Raw genomic sequence first — 23,255 nt, 5'->3', positions numbered from 1 at the left:
TTCTGCGATGCAGCGGCCGGCGGGCGCCGGCCGCGCGTGACCGACGCCGCTACACGACGACGACCTCGACGCCCGCCTCGCGGAGGGGGTCGAGGGCGTCGGCGGTGGCGCCGCTGTCGGTGACGAGGGTGGTGACCTGCGAGATCTCGCAGATCTGGGCGAAGGACCGGGTGCCGACCTTGTCGGACGTGCCGACGGCGACGACGGAGCGCGACCGCTCGACGAGCGCGGTCGTCACGCCGGCCTCGTCCGGGTCGCCGCACGTCAGGCCCGCGGCCGCGTCGATGCCGAGCATGCCGAGCACGAGGACGTCGAGCCACAGCGTGCGGGCCATCTGGATCGCGGCGGGGCCGGTGAGCTCGTACGACTGGGCGCGCGCCGTGCCGCCGAGGCACACCGTGCGCACCTGGGGCCGCAGCACGAGCTCGGTCGCGATGTTCAGCGCGCTCGTGACGACCGTCAGGGCGTGCCCGCTCTGCTGGAGCGCGTCCTCGGACGTCTCCTCGGTCTGCTCGCCGAGCGCCTTGGCGACGAGCGTCGTCGTCGTGCCGCCGTTGAGGCCCACGACCGGGGCCGTGTACCGCTCGAGGACGAGCGCGGCCGCGGCGGCGGCGATGCGCTGCTTGTCCTCGACCTGCTTGCTGTACCGGCGCGGGAGCCCGTACGCGACCGACGCCGCGACGACGCCGCCGTGCGTGCGGTGCGCGAGCTGGCGCGCGGCCATCTGGTCGAAGTCGCGGCGCACCGTCGACTCCGAGATGCCGAACTCGTCCGCGACCTCCGTCACGGACAGGCGGCGGCGGTCGGCGAGGAGGGCGAGCATGCGCTCCCACCGGACGGACTTGCTGAGGCCGGCGAGGCCGACGTTGTCGGCGAGCTCGTCGTGGGTCGTCGTCATTTGATGCTCCCTGCGGTCAGGCCTCCGACGAGGCGCTTCTCGATGATCGCAAAGAGGATGATGACGGGGACGATCGCCACGATCGAGACCCCGAAGACGTACTGCCACGCGGAGTCGTACTGCCCGATGAACTTCGTCAGAGCGACCGACAGCGGCTGGTTGCCGGCCGTCGACAGGATGACGAGGGACGCCGCGAACTCGTTCCAGGCGGCGACGAACGTGAAGATGATCGCGGTGACGATGCCCGGCCACACGAGCGGCAGGTTGATGCGGAACAGGACCGTCCAGCGGCCTGCGCCGTCGATCTGCGCGGCCTCGTCGACCTCCTTGGGGACGCTCGCGAAGAACGAGTGCATGATCCACACGGCGAACGCGAGGTTGAACGCGGCGTTGACGAGGATCATCGCGAGCCACGTGTCGACGATCCCGAAGGCGAGGAACTGGCGGAACAGGCCCGCGACGAGCACCGCCGGCTGGAGCATCTGCGTGACGAGCACGAGGAACAGGAACGCGAGGCGACCGGGGAAGCGGAACCGCGCGGTGTAGTACGCCGCCGGGACGGCGACGAGGAGCACGAGCAGGGTCGCGAAGACCGAGATGACGATCGTCGAGACGAGGTTCTGCGGCAGCGGCGTCTCGGGCGTCGACCACATCGAGACGTAGTTGTCGAAGTGCCACTCCTGCGGCAGGTACGTCGGCGGGATCCGCAGGATCTCCGGCCGGCTCTTGAGCGAGCCGAGCAGCATGACGACGTACGGCACGAGGAACAGCGCGGCGATGACGATGCCCGCGATCACGCGGCCCGTGACCGAGCCGTGGGCTCCGGGGCCGCCGGTGCGGTACTTCGACGCCTTGCGCCGGGGCGCGCTCTCGCGCGCGACGGCCTCGCGGGTCGCCGGGGCGGGCTGGGTCGTGGCGCTCACTCGTCCACTCCCTTCATCGGCTTGACGATCCGCATGTAGGCGACGATCACGAGGATGACGATCGCGAAGTTCACGACCGACAGCGCGGAGGCGAGGTCGACCCGGCGGTCGGACTGGATGAGCTTGAAGATCAGCGTCGTCGTGGTGTCCGCGTCGTAGCCGGGGATCGAGCCGGTCATGATGCGCAGGATCGGCAGCGAGTTGAAGACGTTGATGATGTTGATGAGCGCCGCGACGGACAGCGCGGGCTTGAGCTGCGGCAGGATCACCGAGAAGTAGGTGCGCGACCGCGACGCGCCGTCCATGCGCGCCGCCTCGACCACCTCGTGCGGCACGGCCTGCAGACCCGCGAGGATCGTGTACGTCGTGAACGGCAGCGACACGAACACCGCGACGACGATCGCGACGATGAACGCCGACGTCGCGTTCTTCGTGAAGCCGTAGTCCCCGACCTCGAGGATCCCGATGTCGGCGAGGAACTGGTTGAAGATGCCGTAGTTCGGCTGGAGGCCGTAGTAGACGACGGTCGTCGTCATGACGACGGACGCCGCCCACGGCACGATCACCGCGAGGCGCACGAGCTGGCGGCCCGGGAACTGCTTGTTGAGGAAGTTGGCGAGCGCGAGCGAGATGACGACGGTGAGGCCGACGACCACGACGACCCACACCACGGTGTTGAGCAGGACGCGCGGCAGCGCGTCGATCGCGAGGACGTCGGCGTAGTTCTCGAGCCCGGCGCTCCCGCGGTCCACGCCCGACTGCGAGATGTCGCGCGTCGAGTTGAAGATCATGACGCCCGCGGGGAACAGCACGATCAGGGCGATGAGCGCGAGGCTGGGCCCGATCCACGGGAGGGCGGTGAGGGTGCCGCGCCAGGTGCGTCGCGAGCGGTCGTCCGCGCCCGGTGGCGCGGCGTGGTGGTCCGACGGCGGCGCGGCGCTCGCCGTCGTGGCACCGGCCTGGGTGCCGGTCGTGTCGGTGGTCATCGTGGAGTCCTCGGGTGCCGGGTTGAGGTCTGGGTCGGGTGCGCGGCGGCGGCGCCGGGCGGCGGGACGGGTCCCGCCGCCCGGCGGTCGTCACCGATGCGTCACTGGTCGGCCTTCGCCTGGATCTCCGTGAGCACGGCCTGCGCCTCCTTGCCCTGCGCGACCTGCCCGATGAGCGACTGGATCGCGCCCTGGGCCGCCGACCACTGCGGGTTGGTCGACGGGTAGAACTGCGCGTTCGGCAGCAGCTCGAGGAACGGCGCGATGGTCTCCTTCGTGGCGAGCTCCTCGCCACCCGACTTCGTGGTCGGGATGAAGCCCTCGGCGTCGACCCACGGCACGTAGACCTCGGGCGAGTAGTAGTAGTCGAGGAACGCCTTGATCGCGTCCTGCTTGTCGCCCTCGTTCTTGAACGCCATGAGGTGGTCGGCGACGCCGAGCGTGACGGGCGAGCCGTCCTTGGTCGCGACCGGGGCGGTGCCGTAGTTGAGGTCGGGGTTCTTGTCCGCGATCTGGCCGATCGTCGGGGGCAGGCCGACGATCATGCCGATCTTGCCCTGGATGAACACGTCGATGAGCGGCGTGCGGTCGGTCGCGCCGGCGTCGGGCTGCGTGAGGTTCTCCGCGGCGAGGCTCTGGAAGAACTGCGCGGCCTCGACGTTCTCCGGGGTGTCGATCGTGATCTCGGACGCGTCGCCGTAGCCGCCGCCGTTGCCGAAGAACCAGATCCCGGCCTCCGCCTGCGCCTCCTCGGAGCCGAGCGGGAGGCCGTAGCCGTAGGTGCCGCCGCCGAGCGCGGAGATCTTCGCCGCCGCGTCCTTGAGCTCGTCCCACGTGGCCGGCGGGGCCTCGGGGTCGAGGCCGGCCTGCGTGAACAGGTCCTTGTTGTAGAACATGGTGCGCGCGGAGGCGATGAGCGGCAGGCCGTACTGGGTGCCGTCCATGGACGCGTTCTCGACGAACGACTCCTGGAAGTCCGCGATCGTCTCGGGCGAGAGCACCTCGTCCGCGGAGTACAGCAGGTCGTCCTCGACGAACCCGGCGAAGGCGTCGATGTTGAGGATGTCCGGCGCCTGGTCCGACTGCACCTTGGTGCGGACGACGTCGTTGATGTTGTCCCAGGACTGGACCTCGAGGTTCACGTCGATGTCCGGGTTCTCCTCCTCGAACCCCGCGATGACGTCCTCCCAGAGGGCCTTCGTCTGGTCCGAGTACGTGGGGACGAGCAGGTCGAGCGTGGTGCCGTCACCCTCGTCGCCACCGCCGCCCTGGCCGCCGAAGCCGCACGCCGAGAGCGTGAGCCCGGCGACCGCCGTGAGCGCCACCAGACGCAGCGGGCGACCCGCCGAGAGGGTCGTGCGCCGCGTGTTCGGGTCCTTCATGTCCTTGTCCTCCGCTTCGTTGCCATGAGGTCGATCGGTCCGGACCACGTGAGGCACGAGCCCGGGAGGAACGACCGGATCTGTCATCGTCATTGATAGATCACGATCATTTCCTGCTGGTTACGATCACATAGAAGCACGTTACGCCAGACCGCGTCCAGAGTCGAGCAGATTCCGTCATCGAACTGTCACCTTCGCGCACCAGCGGGGCGTCGCGCACCCGCACGAGGGCGCGTACGGCGGTCCCGAGGGCCCGCGACGGCGCCCGGCCCGCGGAGTACCGTCGTTCCTGGAGCGCCACCACGACGCCGAGGTCGAGGACGGGGCGGAGGACGCGATGGCCACGAGACTGCCTCCCCCGGGGCCGCTGCCCGCGGGGCAGCACCCCGGCTGCGACACGTCCGGGATGCTCCTCGTGCACCGGATCTTCCGCTGGCTGTACCGCGAGCTCCCCGTCCTGGTGCGCGACGTCGCGCCCGGGGACACCGCGCGCGCGGCCGTCGTGGGCCGCTACGCGCACCTCGACGTGTTCGCGCTGCACCTGCACCACGAGACGGAGGACCTCACGCTGTGGGACCGGCTCGTCGCGCGCGACCCCGCGTGCGCGCTGCACGTCGGCCGGATGCGCGCGCAGCACGCCGAGGTCGCCCGGCACCTCGACCGCGTCGAGCCGCAGATCGACCCGTGGGTCACGACCGCCGACCCCGCGCTCCGCGACGCGCTCGCGACCGACGTCGAGCGCGTCCGCGACGCGCTCGCCGGGCACCTGCGCGAGGAGGAGGACGACGTCCTCCCCGTCGCGGGCGCGCTCCTGTCCCAGGAGGAGTGGGACTGGATGGAGCGGCACACGCGCGCCGAGCTCCAGTCGCACCGCAAGGAGCTCGGCAAGGACCTCCTGGCGCTCCAGCTCGGGCTCCTCCTCGCGAGCGTCCCCGCGGACGAGCGCGAGGAGTGGTTCCGCACGAACGTGCCCGCGCCGGTCCGCGTCCTGTACCTGCTGCTCATGAAGCGCCGCTACGACCACGCGATGCGCGAGCTCTACCCGGGCCGGCCCGTCCCCGCGATGGCGTGACACCCCGGACCGAGGAGGACGGACCGTGCGGCGCCGCGTGACGATCGAGGAGCACCTGGACCACCCGCCGTCGCGCGTCTTCCCCTACCTCGCGGACCCGTGCCGGTGGCCGCTCTTCGCACCCGCGGTGCACTCCCGCCGCCCGCTCGACGACGGCCCGCTGCGCGTCGGCCAGCGGTGGGCCGGCGTCGACCGCATCGGCCCGTTCCCCGTCCGGTTCACCGACGTGCTGGAGGCCGTCGACCCGGGCAGGCGGGTCGTCTGGTACTCCACCTCGCCCTGGAGCTCGCGCGTCGAGTACGTGTGCACGCCCGACGGCCCGGGCACGCGCGTGCGGGCCGACTACGACGGCGACGTCTCGGCGTGGCTCCGTGTCCTCGCGCTCCTGCCGACGGCGGTCCTCGCCCGCGTCCTGCGCCGGGACTTCGCGGGCCTGCGCCGGGTGCTCGAGGCCGAGGACCGTACCGCCGCCCGCTCGTCCTGAGGTCCTGGTCCCGCCGCGAGCCGGGACTCGCGGCGGCTCACCCGTGGTCGATGCGGTCGGTGGCGCCACCCCCGACGTTGGTCGAGGCGAGGAGCGCCAGCGCGCGGGCCGCGTGCGTCACCTCGCTCGCCTCGTCCGTGCGCGCTGCGACGAGGGCGCACCAGACGAGCTCGCGCGCAAGAGCCTGGTGTGCGGTCCCGAGCCGTGCGCGGTCGGCCTCGCGCATCGCGCGCACGAGCGCGGCGAGCGCGACGTCCGCCGTTCGTCGCGGCACGTCCGGCTCCGGGTGCAGTGCGGCGGTCGTGCGTACGTCGACCGCGAGACGCAGGGCGGGCCGCCACGCCCGCGCAGCACGTCGTGGAACCCGTCGAGCTCGTCCGGGGTGAGGACCGGGGGAAGGACCGTGTCGACGCGTCGCGTGCCTCCGCCGCCCGCCAGGGCGGGATGACTGCGACGGGTCAGCGTCGCGTAGCCCCAGATCGTGGGGCGCAGCACGCGGTGCACCGTACCGCCACGCATCATCGCCCTCCTTCGAGACGGGTCGTCCGACGAGCGCCCTCGCGTCGCCGGTGGAGGACGGCCCTGCCCGCGCTGGAGGTCGCGGGCAGGGCCGTCCGGTCCCGCTGTCAGCTGGTCAGCCGGCGGCGACGCGCCGCGAGCAGGGCCAGCATCCCGAGGAGCAGCAGGAGCGCTGCTCCCCCGGCGACCCACGCCAGGGTCGCGCCGGTGGTGGCGAGCGAGCTTCCGGGCTTGCCCGGCGCTCCCGGAGTCCCCGGCTGGGCCGGGTCGACCGGCTCCGGTGGCGCGGCGCACGCGTCGGCCGCGTCGGTCAGGTCGTTGTGCCCGACGCCCGCCGTGTTGGCGAACCCACCGGCCTCGCCCGAGCCCGGGGCGGGGCAGGCGAACGTCGTCGCGTCGGCCCTGCCCGGGTCGACGGCCGCCACGACCTCGACGCGGTAGACGTGGGTCGCCCCGGGGGCGAGGTCCACGTCGGCAGCCACGACGTTCGCGGCGTCGCCCTCCGCACCCTGACCCGTCCACGTGGCCGACGCCGTCACGCCCTCGGGCGTCGCGGTCACCGTGGCGGACCGCACCGTGATGCCGGCGCCGTAGCGCAGGCGGTCGGTGAGGTCGTACACGCCGGCCGAGCCGCCGTCGTTCGTGACGGTGACGGCGTACCGCACGGTCCACGAGCCGTCGTCGCCCTGGACGGGGTCGCCGTCCGTCGACTTGGTGACGTCGATCGACGGCAGCGGGGCGCAGTCGGTGTCGGTCTGCGTCCCACCGGTCTCGTCGGTGAGGGTGGCCGCGTTGTTCAGGCCCTGCTGCAGCGTGTTCGACCCGGCGGGGACCGTGCAGGCCGGCGAGCCGGTCCCGTCCTCGTCCACGTCGTCCGCGGCGAAGGACAGCGGCACGTGCGCGACCACCGTGACCCGGTAGACGTGCGGGGCGTAGCCCTCGTCGTCCATGCCCGCGATCGACACGCCCGTGGCGATGCGCTGGTCGGCGGCGCCGTCGAACCCGGCGTTGACCGTCACGCCCTCGGGGCCGGTCACGGCGACCGAGTCGACCGTGACGACGGGGGCGAAGAGCAGCTCGTCGTCCAGGTCGTACGTCGTGGCCTCGCCCCCGACGTTGCCGACGGTGAGGTCGTAGACGACCTCCCACGTCCCGTCGCCGGCCGGCGCCGCGGAGACCAGCGCCTTGTCGAGGGTCGGCTTGCCGGGGCGCACGCACGCGTCGTCCGTCCCGTCCAGGCCGTTCCAGCCCACCGTCGCGGTGTTCGCCAGACCGCCCGCAACCGTGGACCCGTCACCCGTCGTGCACGCGTCGGTGTCCGGGATCTCGACGTCGGACAGGTCTGCCGCGTACCGCACGGTCACCGTGTAGGTGTGCACGACGGGTGCGGTCGTCGCCCCGGCGATCGGCTGCCCGGCCACCACGAGGGTGTCGCTCGTGCCGTCGAAGCCGGGGTTGAGCGCCACCGGCTCCGGCGCGTCGGTCACGACGTCCTGGACGCCGAGCACCTCGACGCCCTCGCCTGGTGCGAGCTCGTCCGTGAGGTCGTAGAGGCCGTCACCCGGGCCGGCGTTCGTCACCGTGATCTCGTACACCGCGTCGTACTGGCCCGGCTCGCCCTCCACCGGCGTCACCGCTCCCGACAACGACTTGACGATGTCGATCAGCGGCAGCGAGGCGCACGCGTCATCGGCGGAGGTCTCACCGTTGTGCGTCAGCTCGGTCGAGTTCGCCAGACCGCCACCCTCGCCCGAACCAGGCTCCGGACACTGCAGCGACTCAGGAGTCACCACGGCCCGATCCAGCGAGACCACGACCTGCACCTGGTACGTGTGCGCGGAGTCGGCCCCGAGCGTCACGCCCTCGGCGACCACGTTCTCAGGCGACCCGGCGGCGCCCTGACCGGTCCAGCCCGCCTCCGTCACCACGCCGTCGGGCGCGGACACGACGGTCGCGGACTCCACCACGACGCCCTCGCCGTACTGCAGACGATCCACCAGGTCGTACTCACCCGAAGCCTGCCCCGAGTTCGTCGCCACCAGGTCGTACGTGATCGTCCACGTCCCGTCACCGTTCGGCACCGGACCCGCAGAGACCGACTTCTCCACATCGATCAACGGCAACGAGGCACACACCTCGTCACCCGCGACGATCCCGTTGTGATCCAGGCTCGTCGAGTTCGCCAGACCACCCGAACCACCGCTACCCGGCTCCGGGCACTGCAGCACGCTCGGGTCGATCGTCGACTCGTCCATCTCGACCGTGACCACGATCCGGTACGTGTGCACGCCACCCGCATCCAGCTCCACGCCATCAGCCACCAGGTTCTCCGGCGACGACGACGCGTCACCCAGACCCGTCCACGACCCGTTCGGCGTCACACCATCAGGAGCCTGCGTGATCTGCGCCGAGACGATCTCGATCCCCTCGCCGTACCGCAACTGGTCGTACACGTCGTACTCACCCGCAGCAGCACCCACGTTCTGCGCCACCACGTCATACGTGATCGTCCACGTCCCATCACCGTTGGGCACCGGACCCTCGGCGATCGACTTCTCCACCGTGATCGCCGCAACCGTCACGCACGCCTCGTCCGAGTCGGTGAGGTCGTTGTGCTGGATCGCGGCCGCGTTGGACAGCCCACCCGGGGCGCCCTCGGGCTCCGCTTCGCACGAGGTGACGAGCGGCGCGCCGCCGTCACCCTCGATCGCCAGCACGACCTCGACCTGGTAGGTGTGGGTGCCGCCCGCGGGCAGGCTCACCCCGCTCGCGATGACGTTCTCCGGCGCGCCCTCGGCACCCAGACCGGTCCACGACCCGTTCGGCGTCACACCGTCCGGCACCGTGACCACCTCACCCGAGACGACCTGCAGGTCACCGTCCGCGGTCATCCGGTCCGCGATGTCGTAGATCCCGTCCCCCATGCCGGTGTTCGTCACGACGAGGTCGTACGTCACCGTCCACGTCCCGTCACCGTTCGGCACCGGACCCGCAGAGACCGACTTCTCCACGTCGATGGAGGGGATGGGCGCGCAGGCCTGGTCGTCCTCGGGCTCGCCCTCCGGACCCGTCATGTGCGAGGTGTTGTTGAAGCCCTGGTCCGCGTCGGACCCTTCCGCCGGGCACGCCGTCGGGTCGTCCTCGCCCGACCCTGCGCCGTCGAGCTGCAGAGGCACGTCGGCCAGCACCGTGAGGCGGTAGACGTGCGGCTCGTACCCGTCGTCGTCCTGACCGGCGAGCGGCACGTCCGTCGCGATCGTCACGTTCTCCTGGCCGTCCCACGCCGGGTCGGCGAGGACCACGCCGGCCGGCGCCTGCGTCACGGCCGCCGACACGACGGTCGCCTGGTCCGTGAAGTGCAGGGTGTCCTCGAGAGTGTAGGTCGTCGAGGGGGTCTGGGTGTTGCTCACCACGATCTCGTAGACGACCTCCCAGCGCCCGTCACCGACGGGCGTCGCGGAGACGACCTCCTTGGTGTGGGTGGGCGTGCCCACCACGGTGAACCCGGCCGGGTCGCAGTTGATCGTCGGCTCCACCCCGGAGTCCTCCGGGATGTCGGCGTCCGCGCACGCGGTGTTCACGATCACGTCATCGACCGGCTCGACGATGTCGATCTCGAACTCGTGGCTCTGCGTCTCCCCCGGAGCGAGGGAGTCGATGACGAACGAGCCCAGCTCGGGCTGCTGGTCATCGGAGACAGCGACGTTCGTCAGGGTCCCCTGACCGGTGTTCTCCACGACGATCCGGTACCGCACCGTGTCCCCCACGCGGAACTGCGGGTAGTCCAGCGGGTCGTTCGCGTCTCGCCAGTTCCCGAACTCGTCCTGGACGTACTTCTTGAGCGACGCGGAGTAGTAGTTCGCGATCGATGTCGACGCCGACGTCCGCATGACCAGACGCGTGTTCTCGGCGCGCCCCTGGGACCGGTTCACGAGCGTGTCCCCACCGAGCATGCCGTCCGTGACCACGGGCACCGAGATGGTGAACTCGCCGCGCGGCGCGAGGGTGCCGGTGATCACGCGCACCGCGGTCGCGTCGGGAGTGAACGTGGTCGTCCAGCCCACGGTGTTCCCCGAGACGTCACCCGCCGAGCCGTTCGCGGGGTCGGCCGGGTCGTCCGTGAGGGTCGCCGGGTCCGCCGTCGTGTAGTAGACGGTGGATCCGATCGATGCCGTGACAGGTCCGTCGAGCTCATAGGAGCCGCTGAAGGACGTCCCACGGCCGTCACCGACGTACGGCAGGATGTCGATGACGTCGACGAAGGACTGCGGCATGGGGTCCTGCGACCGGACGAGCACGGTCCACGACCCCGTACCTACACCGTCTCCGGCGAGGTTCGGGATGAAGGCCTGGTCCGCGGTCTTGATGACCTTCGTGAGCCCCGAGTCGCTCACGACGACGGACGCGGTCGCGTTGCCCGAGGTGATGCCCCCGACCGCCGCGTTGACCGAGTTGACCAGCCGGTCCCCGCCCTGGAGGTCATCGGGGAACTGGACGCGGTAGCTCAGCGAGTGCGCGACGTTCGTCGCCACCCCGTCCAGCGTCCAGGTGAGCACCTGCTGCCCGCTGCCGTCCGTGGTGACGGCGGGCTCGGGGCTCGCCGAGCCGGGCACGTACGTCGCGCCGGCGGGAAGCGTGTCGGTCAGCACGTAGTCGTCGACGGTCGGCGCGACGGCACCGGTGCCGTTCGCCGAGTAGTCGAGCGTGTACGTGGCCTCGCCACCGGGGTCGACCGTGATCGGCAGGACGGACTTCTCCACGTCCGGAGTGACACCGATGGTCCGCAGGATGTCACGACCACCCGCCGCGTACGCGTAGCGCGAGTTCGGGGTGACGGTGCCGTTGACGGGCATGTCGGCCGGGTTCGAGGACCTGTTGGGGTAGACCCACACGTTGTTGGGGTTCGCGGCGTTCATGTAGGCGCCCCACGTCCACACCGGCGTGCCGACCGGGGTGGTGTCCTTGATCCGCTGCGTGACCTGAAGCACCACACGGCGCTCCTTGATCGCGTTCGTCGGGGTGTAGATCGTGCGCACGGCCTTGATGGTCGTCGGGTCCGCGGGCATCGTGGTGGTCCACCCCGCCGAGCCCTGGCACTCGAACGCGTTCGGGTCGTACGAGCCGCTGCTCGGGTTGAGCAGCGCCGAGTTGCCCGTGTAGTAGGCCAGCGGCAGCCCGGCGTCCGGTCCGGTGGTGGCGTTGTCGAAGCGCGTCATCGCCCCGGTGAACTCCACGTACCGGGTGTCGAGCACGACGCACAACGCACCCTGGGTGGCGTTGGGGGAGGACACGTTGGGGTAGTTCACCGACGCGGCGGCACTGACCTCCGTCCCCGGAGCGACGCGGTACGTGTCCGACCAGGAGGAGCTTCTCTGACCGGTGTAGGAGTACGTCCACGCGTGCGTCCAGTACCCGGCGGTCCACGTGCGGTTCGAGGAGTTGTTGGACGGGTCGTCCGTGTACGTCTGCCCATCGACGGCCGTGTACGTGGGGGCGTTCGAGGTCAGCGACAGCCCGCCGGCGGTCGCGCCGGACATGACGCGGATCTGCACCTGACCCGACGCGACGGCGACGCGGTCCGTGGGGAGAGCGTTCCCCGCGGAATCCTTGGTGGGGACCTGCGTGTGGCTGTAGTCGATCCCCGAGATGGTCAGCGTGTAGGAGGTGCTGCTGTTGCGGGTCAGCACGCACGTCCCGGGGAACGGTGCCATCTGACTCGCGTCATGGGAACCGCCGGACCACGGGTGACCGCTCGCGGTGCCGCTCGTGAAGGCACGGCACCCGTCGGGGCCGAGCTGCATCGTCGCACCCAGCGTGTTGCTCAGCGTGAGCTCGTACTGCACGGTGTCGGGGCCCGCGGGGCTGTATGCGCCGTGGAACAGCGTCCAGTTGAACACGAGGTCGCGGTACGTCGCGGTGTTGGTGGACTGCGTCGTGGCCTGGACCCAGTAGATGTCCTGGAGGAACGCGTTCTGGACCGTCAGCTCCGGCACGTCCGCCGCCTGACCGCCGACGGTCGCGTCGGCGCTCACCGTCTCACCGGTCCGGGCCGTCACGCGCATGGGGGTCGTCAGGGAGAACGCGGTCCCGCGGTCGAGCGTGCCGACGTTGCACACGAGGGTCGACCCGTCACCGGAGATGCTCGAGGCCGGGTCCACGCCGTCGGTACGGCACACGGGCGGCAACGAGTCGAACACCGCGCCGTGCGCGGTGACGGTCACGGTCACGTCCTCGACGGGCTCGTTGTCGGGCGCCGCCTCGTCGTCGTTGACGTTGAACCACCACGTCGGGGAGACGGCGTCGCCGGTCGCGAGAGTCGTCGGCGTGCCGGAGGCCCACTCGCCCTGCAGCTCGTACACGGTCGCCGCGGTCGCCGGTGCCACCGAGGCCGCCAGGCCGGAGCCCGCGGTGACCAGAGCGAGGATCGCGCCGAGGATCCTGCGGCCGCGAGATGCGCGGCGTCCTCTCACACGTGCGTGGCGGGCACCGCGCGGCGCCGTCGACCTCCGAGCGGCGACGGGGTCGCCGTCACGTCCAACTCCATGCATCGGGTGTCCCCTTCGTCGTGCGGACGCACACGTCGCGTCCACGCTGAGCACTTCATAGGACCGTGGGACGCGGGTCCCATGACGGGCGAAGCCAGAAATTTCATCCGCTGGATCACCAGTTTGGTGAAGAAACGCAGGCCTGGCGGAATTCACCCTCGGGACACGTCCGCCGCAGTTGCATTATTTTCGACTTCGATCAAGATCACGGCATGACCTGGACGCTGCATGCGCCGCTGACCAGGGAAGAGACCCTGCTGTCAGTGCGCGCCGGCGACCTCGACGCCCTCGAGTGCACGTTCGACGCCCAGTGGTACGACCTGCCCGACCAGTTCGCCGACGAGGTGATGCGAATGCTCGGGGACGTCCCTCCCGACGTCCTCGAGCGCCGGCCTCGGCTGACCCATCTCGCCCTCCTCGCGCAGCGCCGACAGGCCTACGCGCGCGGCGACGACGACGCCGTGTCCCGATCGTTCCAGCTCTACGTCCGGGCCGGCCTGCGGTCCGTCAGACGCCTCGACCGGCTCAGTCGGCTCCCCGACACGCTGTGCGCCGGCACCGCGGCAGTCGTCGCCCACCGGAGCCGCCGTGACTACGCGTCGTCGGAGCGGGTCGGTGCCTGGCTGGACGCGCGTGCGCAGGACGCACCGCACGCGGCGCTCCCGTGGGCCGCGATCCGACCCGCGGCGAGACCGGGGTGGCTGAGCGCCCAGCGAGGGATCACGGCCATGCTCTCCGGGGCGGACGACGCCGCCGCCACCCTCTTCTCGCGCGCGGCCGAGGAGGCGGGTGACCGCCCGTCCGCTCACTACGCACGTGTGACGGCGACGGCGCACCTCGCGCTGCTCGGGGCGTACCGCGGCCATCACCGGCTCGCCTGGCGGCACCTCGAGAGGCTCGCGGACGAGCCTCCGTTCCCCGACTGGGTCGCCTCGGCCCACATGGGCGCCGACGCGCTCGCCTCCGCACAGCTCGCCATCGACGAGGGCGACCCCGAGACGGCGCGCGCGATTCTCGCCGGGTACGAGGCTCTCGCGCCCCACCGGCCGGATCTCTGGGCGTTCCACGCGCACGTGCTGGCCTGCTACCACGCGCACTACGGCGACCCCTTGCGCGGGCTGCGGGAGATCGACGAGCTGCGCCTGCTGCACGGCGTGGTCGGCCGAGAGAGCGACACGTTCCTGGGACGCGTGGCACTGCGAGGCGAGGCCAAGCTCCTGGTGCGTGCGGGAGGCGCCGGCCGTGTCCTCCAGCTCGCCCACGAGCACGACCCGAACGACGAGTGGCTCTCGACCCACCACGCGTGGGCGCATCTGGTCCTCGGCGAGACCGTCGAGGCGATCAGCCTCGCGTCGTCCGCGCTCCGCCGGGCGCCGCTGTCTCCGAACGACGCGCTCGGCTTGCACGTGGTCAACGCGGTCGCGCACCTTCGCGCGGGGCGTGAGGACAAGGCCCGCACGTGGTTCCAGCGCGCGCTCCGCCTGCGCGCGACCCCGAGGCAGGTGGCGCCGTTCCTCGGGATGCGCCCGGAGGAGCGCGAGACGCTGGAACGGCTCGCCGGGGTGTCGAGCCTGCTGCCGGGCGGGAGCACGGTGGTGGACCACAACGTCCTGGGCGTCGCCCTGGCGGAGCGCCTGTCCCCGCGGGAGCGGGTGGTGCTCGAGGCGCTGTGCGAGGGGTGCACCGCCGAGCAGGCCGCCGAGCGGTTCAGCGTCTCGATCAACACGGTGCGGACCCAGATCCGCCACATCTACCGCAAGCTCGGCGTGACGAGCCGTAGGGAGGCCGTCGCGGCGGCCCGGGAGCTCGGGCTCGTCGCCGCCTGAGCGCGGCCCCTCCGGCGGACCGTCGCCGCCGCGGGGTGGACCGCAGCTCACGCGAGACGTCGAGGTCCCGTCGGGGTTCTCGGTGCTCGCGGGCGACGTCGTGCGCCGGGCACGCGCCGGCCGCGCCCCCCGCGAGGGAGGGCGCGGCCGGCGCGCGCCGTCAGGCGCAGCTCAGCGCGTCGTACGACGCCTCCGCGCTGCCGGAGACCTCGACGCCGTCGACGGTGCCCGCGACCTCCACGGTCACCGTCCCGCCGTCGACCGACGCCGCGCGCGTCGCGAACGACTGGTAGGCGGCCTTGCCCGGCTCGACGGCGTCGAACGCCTTCTCGCCGAACGCCGTCACCAGGCGCGCCGACACCGCGACGTCGGCGGCGTTCGTCGCGCGCACCGCGACGTACGCCGTGCCCGCGAGGCACCGCGGCTCCGCCGTCACCTGGACGGGCAGCTCGGGCTCCGGCTCGACGCCGCCCGCGCACGTCACCTTCGCGGCGGCCCAGTCGGCGTGGTCGTTGCCGTTGCCGTCGCCGCCGTCGGTGACCACGAGGTCGAGGTACCGCACGCCCGTGACGTCGAGCGCGAGGTCCTGCGTCGCGCCGCCGCCGCGGAGCACGGGCGTCTTCACGACGGACGTGCCGTCGCCGAGCACCTCGAACACCACGGAGCCGCGCGACTGGACGTCGTCCACGCCGACGGTCGCCGTGAACGCCTCGCAGCGCTCGCCGAGGAACAGGCGCACGGTGCCGTTCGCGTGCGCGCCCACGCCCTTGGGGTAGACGGTGCCGCGCAGCGAGAGCGGCGTGCCGTCGCCCTCGCCCTGCTCGCCGTTGGACAGGTCGCGCTCGACCGGCCCCCAGCCGTTGGTCGACGACACGAACGGCAGGTCGGAGACCCAGTGCTCGCCCGCCGACGGCGGCACGACGACGTACACGTCGCGCGAGGCGGTCGTCGTGCGCTCGCCCACCGGGTCGACCGTCGTCGCGTACGACGCGCTCGCGTCGAGGCGGTACGCCTGCGCCGTGAGGTCGCCGCGCGGGGTCACGGTCCACGTCGTGGTGAGCACGCCGCCGGCGGGCAGGGTGGCGGCGGTCGTGGCGCCCGTGGCCTCGACCTCCCAGCCGTCGGGCACGTCGAGGCTCACGACGACGTCGCTCACCGCGGCGGGCTCGTGCACCTGCAGGCGCGTGGTCACGGTGTTCGCGGTGTCCGGCTCGAGCGCGGACGTGCCGCCCGAGACGGTGAGGGACGCGCAGGCCGGGACGGCCTCGGCCGGGCCCAGGTCCTCGACGAGGAAGTCGTCGAGGATCATGTCGGCCTGGTCGCCGCCGCCGCTGGCCTTGCGCAGCCCGACCCAGGTGTCGCCGCACGCGCTCGCGACGACCTCCTCGCTGAACCGCGCGGTCGTGCGCTGCTCGCCGAGCGGCGTCGCGCGCGTCTCGACGGAGACCGGCGACCCGCTCGCGACCGAGTCGTAGCCCGTCACCCACGTGTAGAGGCCGCCGCGACCGTTCTGGTGGTCGAAGCTCACGCGGTAGCGGTGGCCCGCCTCGAAGCGGACCGTGTGCGGGACCGTGCGGTAGACGAGGCCCTGGTTCTCCTCGTGCGCCTTGAGCGACCAGTCGCCGCCGATCACGTCGTCGACGCGCTTGCCGTTCCAGCCGGCCTGCGTGTACGGCGCGTTGCGCTTCGCGACGTGCGTGCGCGGGTCGGTCACGCCGCCCGCGTCGCCCTTGACGAACGGCCCCCAGCCCTGCGGGACGGACTCGAAGTCCTCGAACGCGACGACGGTCGAGCCGTCCTCGGCGAGGCCGTCGGGCACCTCGGCCCGCTCGGTCGCCACGACGCGCAGGTCGTCGACCCGCACGACGGCGGTGCCCGCGCCGGCCTCGACGCTCAGCACCGGCCGGGTCGTCCGGGTGACGTCGACCTCGACCTGGACGCGCTGGAAGTACCGGCTGTGCTTGTCGTCGGCCGCGACGAGGTTCTTCGCGGTCGACCGCTCGACGACGACGCTCGCCTCCTCGACGCCGTCGCCGCTCACGCGCAGCGTCGTCGGGCGCGACGCGCCGGGCGCGACCTCGACCCACGCGCTCGCGGCGTACGTGCCGGGCTCGAGCTCGCCGAGCTCCTGCGACAGCGACGCCTCGCCCGCGCCGAGCGCGGCGACGTGCTGGCCGTTGGACAGGCGCTCGACGCTCACGTCACCCGTCGTGTCGTAGGCGTCGAGGTCGCCCGCGTTGAAGCCCGGGTCGACGATGCCGGTCCCCTGGCCCCAGTCCGCGTCGACGTCGGCGGCCTGCGGCACGCCCACCGGGTACAGCACGTACGGCTGGTTCGCGTCGGCCTGGACCGTGACCTGCCCGCCCGTGACCGGGACGGACCCGACCTCGACGCGGCCCGTGTCCGTGAGGCGGTACTGCGTGAGCGACGTCGCGCCCGCGAGGTCCGCGGGGAGCGTCCACGTCGTGGCGCCGCCGGACGGGTTGTAGTGGTAGAGCTTCTGGCCGTCCGCGGCCTCGCCCTCGACGCCCGGGGCGTCGGTGGCCGACCACGGCAGCAGGTACGTCCCGCCGCGCGCGACCACCGCGTCGCCCACGAGGATCTCGCGGTTCGCAGCGGTCGTGCCGCGCGCGGTCACGCCGTCCGTGAAGGCGATCTCGTCGTCGTCCCAGCGCACGATCTCGTGGTGCTGGAGGAACTTGGTGGGCACGTTCGTCTGCCACACGTTGCGGTAGAACGCGTTCCAGTCGACCTGGCCCGTCCAGCCCTCGAACTCGACGATCCGCGCGTTCCCGAGCAGCGGGTGCGGGTTCCACGTGTCCTTCTCCGCGTTGCGGACGAAGCGGACGATCTGCGAGTTGAGCCCCTTGTTCGTCGCGCCGCCGTAGTTCTCGTCCGCGGACCAGTGGCTCCACAGGGAGTCGGCCTCGAACTTGTCGGACCACTCCGACGCGATCGAGAAGCCGTTCTCGCGCGCCGTGTTCGCGAGCGCCCGGGCCTGCCACCCGTAGTTGTAGTAGACGTCCACGTAGAGCATGTCGAGGTCGCCGCCGGTCTCGTCGGCGAGCTGCCCGATGCGCGACGCGAGGTCGCCGCTGTTGATGTCGCGGCGCTGGTCGATGTAGTACGACTGCCCGAGCCAGTTCCAGCCCTTGGCCCCGGCGTCGACGAGCTCGTCGGAGAACGCGTTCGCCTCGGCGTACGACTCGGTCGCGTTGATGTGGACGCCGAAGTCCGCGTTCCACTCGCCGCCCTCGACCAGCAGCTCGCGCAGGTCGTCGAGGCCGCCGGCGCGCTCGTTGTAGTTGCCGCCGTAGTCGGGGTGCGCGGAGTCGTGCCCCTCGGAGCCGTACCCCTTGAGCAGGGCCATCTGCCCGAGGCCGTCGGTCGCGAGCGAGATGCGCTTGACGTCGTCGAGCGTGCGCAGGAACGGGTGCGTCGCCTGCGAGGCGAAGTTGAACGGGATGTGCGAGACGACGCGGTCCGGCACCTGGTCGGCGCCGAGCGCCTTGGGCGCGACGGTGCGGTACGCGATCGCGCCGTCCTGCCAGTCGACCGTGCCGTCGTCGTTCGCGTCCGGCGTCACGACGACCGTCGCGCGCGGGAGCTCCTCCGTGGTCGGCGAGCCCTGCGCGCGGTACGTCCACGCGCCGGACCACACGCCGACGCGCACGCCGCCGTCCGCGGCGAAGGCCTGGCGCTGGAGCCGGTTGCCCTCGTTCGCGGCCTTGCCGGACGCCTCGTCGTACACGCTGTTCGTGACGATCGACGCGGCGAGGCCCGAGGTCGACACGATCGCGTACGCCGAGCCCACGGGGTTCGCGTTCGTCGGCGTCTGCGCGGTGACCGGGGTGAAGGTGTCGCCCACCGAGCCGCGGTCCGGGCTGATGACGGCGGTCGCGACGTTCGCGCCGTCGTCGGCCGACGCGACGGACAGCAGGTCGTGGCCCGGGATCTCGAGGCTCGCGACGCGGAACGCCGCGGTGTCCTCGATGCCCGTGACCTCGAACGTGACCGTGCGCCCCTCCACCGTGAGCGACGCGTCGATCGTCACGCCCTCCAGGTCGGGGAACGTCAGGCGGTAGGCCGTCGCGCCGTCGGACTGCGCGACGACCTCGCCCGTCACGGCGCGCGCCGTGCCGTTGAGGAGGACCTGGGTCACGGGCCGGGTCGAGCCGGCGAGGTTCGCTCCCGTCGCGCGGTCGGTGTAGGTGAGGACGCGCGGGAAGTCGTCCGCGACCTGCACCTCCAGCTCGTCCGACGCGAGGGTGATCGCGCCGTCGGCGGCGTTCTCGGCCGCGAGCGCCGCCGCGGCGAGGGACGACGCCGGGCCGGCCACCGCGGTGGTGGTGGCGCCGGGGCCCGCGTGCGCGGGGACCGCGACGAGGGGCAGCCCCAGGATCGGGACGGTCGCGAGCGCGACGAGCCCCCGGGCCGTGAGGCGGCGCCGCGCGGGGGGACCCCCGGGGACGCCGGCGGGGGGTCTGGACGATCGGGCCATCTGAGCTCCTTCGATCAGGGTCGGCGACGCGACGCGACGTCGACCGGTGTGCGGTCGTGCGGTCTGCGGCGGCGCGGTCCGGGCGCGGGACGTCCGGGCCGCAGCCGGTCGGGCTGCGGTGCGTGGGCTGCGGGCGTTCGGGCGACGGTGCGCGAGCGACCGGGCGGCGCCGCCGTCGGGCGGCGTCGCGGCGGGTCAGAGCACCTCGACGTACTCCTCCCGCTCCCCAAGGTCCGGTCGACGCGCCGTCGAGCACGTCGTCGCGCTGGTCACGGACCCGCAGACGGTCCACGAGCCCGAGGTCGTGCGCCCCGAGCTCGTCGTCCGGGCGAGCACCGCTCCCCCGCCCACCTGACCCACGACCGGGCGAGCCGCGCCGCGTGAGCAGCGCCTGACGCCGTCGACCGGATACGCCGAGCGGACGAGCACAAGTCCGCCTCTGGGAGGACACGCCGGGGTCGCCCGGCGCGTACGCTGCCTGATGGGTCGCACCCGGAGGCAGGGGGAGACGCTCGACCGACGAGAGTCCAGGCCGCCGCCCGACCCAGGACGACGCCATGAACATGCTCACCTGGACCGCACTCGACGCCTCGACCTGGCGCGCGCTCAACGACGCGCGCGAGTACGTCGCGCGTCAGGACGACGACGGCACGTGGACCCTCGACGGGCCCCGGCGCACCTGGGCCGCGCTGCCGAGCCTCGAGCTCGCGCAGGAGGTCGCGGCGCTCGCCGAGCAGGTCCACCACGACGACGACGCGCTCGCGACGTACCTCGTCGTCACCGCGAGCGGGGCGCGCCGCGGGGAGCCGTTCGGCGCGGCCGACGACGGCGCCGCGCTCGACGTGCTCCGGGCGCGCCGGCGCGCGGGGAACCTGCCCCTCGCCCCGTTCCGCCTCGAGACCGGCGACGGTCGCGTCGTCGGCGCGTGGGACAAGGCCACCGAGCTCCCGTCCGCCTGAGCGCGACCGCCCGCCGGGTGCCTCCACGACGACGGCGCGGCGCCCGCCCGGGCAACACCCGCCCTGGTGACCCGCTCAGCCCCGGGCGGCGGGCGTCGTCGCCCGACCCCGGACCACGTCGGCGAAGGGTCCGCGCACGAAGACCTCGTCGGCGAAGCGCTCGCCCATGATCCGGTGCGTCTCCGCGCCCGGGTGCAGGGCGTCGGTCAACGGCCGCAGCGCGGCGTCCTCCTCGCCGTACAGGACGAGGCCGTCGAGGTGGTGCAGGTTCGGGTCGTCGGCACGACGCTCCTCGACGATGCGCGCGATCTCGGCGCGGACCGTCGTCAGGGTCAGCCGCCCGCCCGCGACGTCGGCCGGGTCGCCGGTCGCCCGGAACGCGACCCTGCCCTCCGCGAGCGCCTCGAGGTCGAACGCGCCGGGGCCGGGGGTGGTCTCGTGGATCGCGCAGAAGATGGGCGACACGACGAGCAGGGGCGTCGTCGGGTGGCCGTCGCGGATCGTGTCGAGGAACCCGTGCAGCGCGGCCCGGAAGGCGCGCATCCGCATGAGGTCGGCGTTGACGAGGTTGATCCCCATCTTGACGCTGATGACGTCGGCCGAGGTGTCCCGGATCGTGCGCGCCAGGAACGGGTCGAGGAGCGCACTGCCGCCGAGGCCGAGGTTCGTCAGGTCCACGCCGGCCCGGCGCGCCGCGACCACGGGCCAGACGCCGGTGGGCCGGGTCGCGTTGGAGCCGTGGCTGATCGAGCTGCCGTGGTGGACCCAGCGCGGCCGCGCGTCGGGCACGGGCGCGACCGGGGCGTCGGCGCGGACGTCGACGACCTCGACGATCTCGTTGTGAGGCAACCAGAGCTCGACGTCCTTCGCCCCCGGTGCGAGACCGTCGAACGTGAGGGTGAAGTCCTCCCCCTCGTCCGACGTCGTGCTTCCCGTGGCCATGTCGACGACGGTCGTCGAGCCGCCCGACGTCGTCGCGTGCGCGACCGCCTCCTCGTCCACGACGAGGTCGACGACCCCGTCCGGGCGCGGCGGCACGCCCGTGTACGTCACGCGGGAGCGGAAGCCGACGACCTGCACGGCCGTCGCCGCGGTGCGCAGGGCGACACGCACGCCGGAGGGCTGCGCCTCGACCATCGAGAGCTGCGGGTCGGCGGCCTGGGACACCGCTCGCTCCGGCAGCCGGTGCGGTGCGACGCCGCGGGCGGTGCGCTCGAGGCGCGCCGCGCCCCGCACGTACTCGTCGGTCAGGGGGACGGAGGTCCAGGTGTGCTCGGTCATGGGTGCTCCCGTGGCGTGGACTCAGGGGAAGGATCGGGCCCTGTCGACAGCAACCGGTCCCTGGCGTCGACGACGTGCGGCCAGGCGCGGGCGGCGTGCCGTCGGCCCGCCGCGAGGTCGCGGTAGGCGTTCATCGTCGCCACCGGGGCGTCCCGCCCGGCGCGACCGGCGATCGCGTCCGCGTCACTGCGTGCGGCCCGCCCCCTACCGGTCGGGTCCGATGCCGTGGGCGCCCGCGGCGTGGTCGACGATCGACGTCAGGACCGTGAGCGCCTCGGCCGCGCGTTCGGGCGTGAAGCCGAAGGTCTCGCAGATCACCGGGTAGATCCCGGTGGCCTGCTCGCGCAGCGCGTCACCCTCGGGAGTCAGCGACACGATGACGGTCCGCTCGTCCTGGTCGCTGCGTCGCCGGGTCAGGAGGCCGCGCTGCTCCAACCGCTTGAGCAACGGGGTGAGGGTGCCGTAGTCGAGCTGGAGCCGGGCGACGAGGTCGCGCACGGCGCTGTCGCCCTGTTCCCAGAGGACGGCGAGCACGAGGTACTGCGTGTACGTCACGCCCAGCGGCTCGAGCAGCGGGCGGTACACGGCGGTGACCGCGCGTGCCGCGGCCTGGAGGTTGAAGCACACCATCTCGTCGAGCGGTACGGAGCCGCCCTGCTGCTCGGTCACGGTTTTCACGCTACCACGAGGTACGCGTGCGCTATTGACTCGTGCACTAGGTAATGGTGTGCTAGGTAATCGAGCACGAGGCACGTCGAGAGGTCACCGGCGACCCGCCGGCGACCGACCCGACGGCTCCGCGACATGAGGTGCGCAGCACGCGAGGAGACCCGTCATGTCCAGGACCGCACGCACGAGCATCCGTGACGTCGCGCACGGGACGACGGCGGAGAGACCCCGTCGCGACCCGGATCCGCAGGCGCTCGCCGACTTCCTCGCCGTCCGGCCGCAGCTCGTCGGCGTCGCGCACCGCATCCTCGGCAGCGCCCCGGAGGCGGAGGACGTCGTCCAGGACGCCTGGGTGCGGTGGCACGGCACCGACCGGTCACGCGTCGTGAACTCGGCCGCGTTCCTCACCACGGTGGTGACACGCCTGGCCCTCAACGTGCGCGCCTCGGCACGGGCACGGCGAGAGACCGGCGTCGGGCCGTGGATCCCCGAACCGGTCGACACGTCCCCGGACCCGTCCACGTGCGCCGAGCGCGTCGAGGCGATCCAGGTCGCGGCTCTCGCGCTCCTCGCACGGCTCACGCCCGTCGAGCGCGCGATCTACGTCCTGCGCGAGGCCTTCGGGTACCCCCACCGTCACGTCGCGCAGATCCTCGACCTCAGCGAGGCCAACACTCGCCAGCTCGCACGGCGCGCCCGAGCGCGGCTCGCCCAGCGCGACGCCGTCGCCGTCGACCCCCGCGAGCACCGGCGGCTCGTCGACGAGCTCACCGCCGCCACGCACGACGGCGACCTCGCGCGCTTCGAGCGCTTCCTCGCCGCCGACGTCTCCGCGAGCACGGACCAGCCCCGACGAGGACGCCCGCGCACCGTCCGCCGGGACGTTCGGCGCGCCGGGTCTCGGCCACGCCGCGGTCCGCGCGCTCCGGCTCTCGCAACACCGCAGACCGCCGACGCCTGACCGGCAGGAGCTCGATCCGGCCAAGGACCTCGGGAGCACGAGTCCTGCCTTCGTCATTGGCTCAAGGCTGCCGACGTCGAAGACGGCGTGCAGCATGAGAACGGCGCAGGAGTCGGCAGGGCTCCGTGAGCTCCAGCACTCCCCGTGCAGCGTGTGTGCAGGATTTCTGCAATCACGGCTGCGCATCACGTCGACGGACTGCACGTCGACACAGAGGTGTTCTCACCAGCATGATCGTCGGGTTCCTCG

The 23,255-nt window shown here is 72.4% G+C and carries 14 protein-coding genes; 5 read left to right on the top strand and 9 right to left on the bottom strand.

Features of this window, described 5'->3' with window-relative positions; translation table 11 throughout:
- Nucleotides 1-49 precede the first annotated feature (49 nt).
- From GJV82_RS02620 to GJV82_RS02605, 4 genes are all read right to left on the bottom strand, one after another.
- Nucleotides 50-898, bottom strand: a complete 849-nt coding sequence (locus tag GJV82_RS02620; RefSeq protein WP_024840909.1) for a DeoR/GlpR family DNA-binding transcription regulator — start codon at nucleotides 896-898, stop codon at nucleotides 50-52.
- Nucleotides 895-1,821, bottom strand: a complete 927-nt coding sequence (locus tag GJV82_RS02615) for a carbohydrate ABC transporter permease (RefSeq protein WP_024840908.1) — start codon at nucleotides 1,819-1,821, stop codon at nucleotides 895-897. The genes GJV82_RS02620 and GJV82_RS02615 overlap by 4 nt, the downstream gene beginning before the upstream one ends.
- Nucleotides 1,818-2,807, bottom strand: coding sequence for a carbohydrate ABC transporter permease (locus GJV82_RS02610; protein ID WP_155098151.1), 990 nt, complete (start codon nucleotides 2,805-2,807; stop codon nucleotides 1,818-1,820). The genes GJV82_RS02615 and GJV82_RS02610 overlap by 4 nt, the downstream gene beginning before the upstream one ends.
- Nucleotides 2,808-2,908: 101 nt before the next feature.
- A complete protein-coding gene (locus GJV82_RS02605; RefSeq protein WP_155098150.1) occupies nucleotides 2,909-4,189 on the bottom strand; it encodes an extracellular solute-binding protein in 1,281 nt (426 codons plus the stop codon).
- A 337-nt stretch (nucleotides 4,190-4,526) separates the two neighbouring features.
- Here GJV82_RS02605 and GJV82_RS02600 point away from each other — a divergent pair, with 337 nt between their 5' ends.
- Together GJV82_RS02600 and GJV82_RS02595 are read left to right on the top strand one after the other, a co-directional pair.
- Complete coding sequence (locus GJV82_RS02600) at nucleotides 4,527-5,261, top strand: hemerythrin domain-containing protein (protein ID WP_155098149.1); 735 nt, start codon at nucleotides 4,527-4,529, stop codon at nucleotides 5,259-5,261.
- 25 nt (nucleotides 5,262-5,286) lie between these two features.
- Entirely contained in the window at nucleotides 5,287-5,745 is a 459-nt protein-coding gene (locus GJV82_RS02595; protein WP_155098148.1) for an SRPBCC family protein, read from the top strand.
- 37 nt (nucleotides 5,746-5,782) lie between these two features.
- Here the strand turns inward: GJV82_RS02595 and GJV82_RS02590 are convergent, their stop codons facing one another.
- Nucleotides 5,783-6,019, bottom strand: coding sequence for a hypothetical protein (locus GJV82_RS02590; protein WP_155098147.1), 237 nt, complete (start codon nucleotides 6,017-6,019; stop codon nucleotides 5,783-5,785).
- A 352-nt stretch (nucleotides 6,020-6,371) separates the two neighbouring features.
- On the bottom strand, nucleotides 6,372-12,647 hold the full coding sequence (locus GJV82_RS02585; RefSeq protein ID WP_196217168.1) for a DUF7507 domain-containing protein: 6,276 nt from the start codon (nucleotides 12,645-12,647) through the stop codon (nucleotides 6,372-6,374).
- A gap of 374 nt (nucleotides 12,648-13,021) precedes the next feature.
- On the opposite strand from GJV82_RS02585, the gene GJV82_RS02580 reads away from it, so the two are divergent.
- Nucleotides 13,022-14,635: a helix-turn-helix transcriptional regulator gene (locus GJV82_RS02580; RefSeq protein WP_155098145.1), complete on the top strand. Its 1,614-nt coding sequence runs from the start codon at nucleotides 13,022-13,024 to the stop codon at nucleotides 14,633-14,635.
- Between the two features lie 160 nt (nucleotides 14,636-14,795).
- Here the strand turns inward: GJV82_RS02580 and GJV82_RS02575 are convergent, their stop codons facing one another.
- Nucleotides 14,796-19,136 carry an endo-alpha-N-acetylgalactosaminidase family protein gene (locus tag GJV82_RS02575; RefSeq protein ID WP_155098144.1) on the bottom strand — a complete coding sequence of 1,447 codons (4,341 nt, stop codon included), beginning with the start codon at nucleotides 19,134-19,136 and terminating at the stop codon, nucleotides 14,796-14,798.
- Between the two features lie 557 nt (nucleotides 19,137-19,693).
- Here GJV82_RS02575 and GJV82_RS02570 point away from each other — a divergent pair.
- Nucleotides 19,694-20,095 (top strand): hypothetical protein, encoded by a 402-nt coding sequence (locus tag GJV82_RS02570; protein WP_155098143.1) that lies wholly within the window; start codon nucleotides 19,694-19,696, stop codon nucleotides 20,093-20,095.
- Nucleotides 20,096-20,170: 75 nt separating this feature from the next.
- Here the strand turns inward: GJV82_RS02570 and GJV82_RS02565 are convergent, their stop codons facing one another.
- A complete protein-coding gene (locus GJV82_RS02565; RefSeq protein WP_155098142.1) occupies nucleotides 20,171-21,376 on the bottom strand; it encodes an SGNH/GDSL hydrolase family protein in 1,206 nt (401 codons plus the stop codon).
- A gap of 204 nt (nucleotides 21,377-21,580) precedes the next feature.
- On the bottom strand, nucleotides 21,581-22,045 hold the full coding sequence (locus tag GJV82_RS02560) for a MarR family winged helix-turn-helix transcriptional regulator (protein ID WP_318657202.1): 465 nt from the start codon (nucleotides 22,043-22,045) through the stop codon (nucleotides 21,581-21,583).
- 166 nt (nucleotides 22,046-22,211) lie between these two features.
- Here GJV82_RS02560 and GJV82_RS02555 point away from each other — a divergent pair, with 166 nt between their 5' ends.
- On the top strand, nucleotides 22,212-23,006 hold the full coding sequence (locus GJV82_RS02555) for a sigma-70 family RNA polymerase sigma factor (protein WP_155098141.1): 795 nt from the start codon (nucleotides 22,212-22,214) through the stop codon (nucleotides 23,004-23,006).
- Nucleotides 23,007-23,255: the final 249 nt, after the last annotated feature.

This window comes from Cellulosimicrobium composti (assembly GCF_009711085.1).
Lineage (GTDB): Bacteria > Actinomycetota > Actinomycetes > Actinomycetales > Cellulomonadaceae > Cellulosimicrobium > Cellulosimicrobium composti.
The sequence above is the reverse complement of the archived record's forward strand: the minus strand, read 5'-3'. Positions and strand labels throughout refer to the sequence as shown.

Bases quoted from the DNA above. Each gene is read 5' to 3' on its own strand.
- GJV82_RS02610 (WP_155098151.1), bottom strand. From the start codon at position 2,807: ATGACCACCGACACGACCGGCACCCAGGCCGGTGCCACGACGGCGAGC.
- GJV82_RS02575 (WP_155098144.1), bottom strand. From the start codon at position 19,136: ATGGCCCGATCGTCCAGACCCCCCGCCGGCGTCCCCGGGGGTCCCCCC.
- GJV82_RS02565 (WP_155098142.1), bottom strand. From the start codon at position 21,376: ATGACCGAGCACACCTGGACCTCCGTCCCCCTGACCGACGAGTACGTG.
- GJV82_RS02605 (WP_155098150.1), bottom strand. From the start codon at position 4,189: ATGAAGGACCCGAACACGCGGCGCACGACCCTCTCGGCGGGTCGCCCG.
- GJV82_RS02600 (WP_155098149.1), top strand. From the start codon at position 4,527: ATGGCCACGAGACTGCCTCCCCCGGGGCCGCTGCCCGCGGGGCAGCAC.
- GJV82_RS02580 (WP_155098145.1), top strand. From the start codon at position 13,022: ATGACCTGGACGCTGCATGCGCCGCTGACCAGGGAAGAGACCCTGCTG.
- GJV82_RS02620 (WP_024840909.1), bottom strand. From the start codon at position 898: ATGACGACGACCCACGACGAGCTCGCCGACAACGTCGGCCTCGCCGGC.
- GJV82_RS02570 (WP_155098143.1), top strand. From the start codon at position 19,694: ATGAACATGCTCACCTGGACCGCACTCGACGCCTCGACCTGGCGCGCG.
- GJV82_RS02555 (WP_155098141.1), top strand. From the start codon at position 22,212: ATGTCCAGGACCGCACGCACGAGCATCCGTGACGTCGCGCACGGGACG.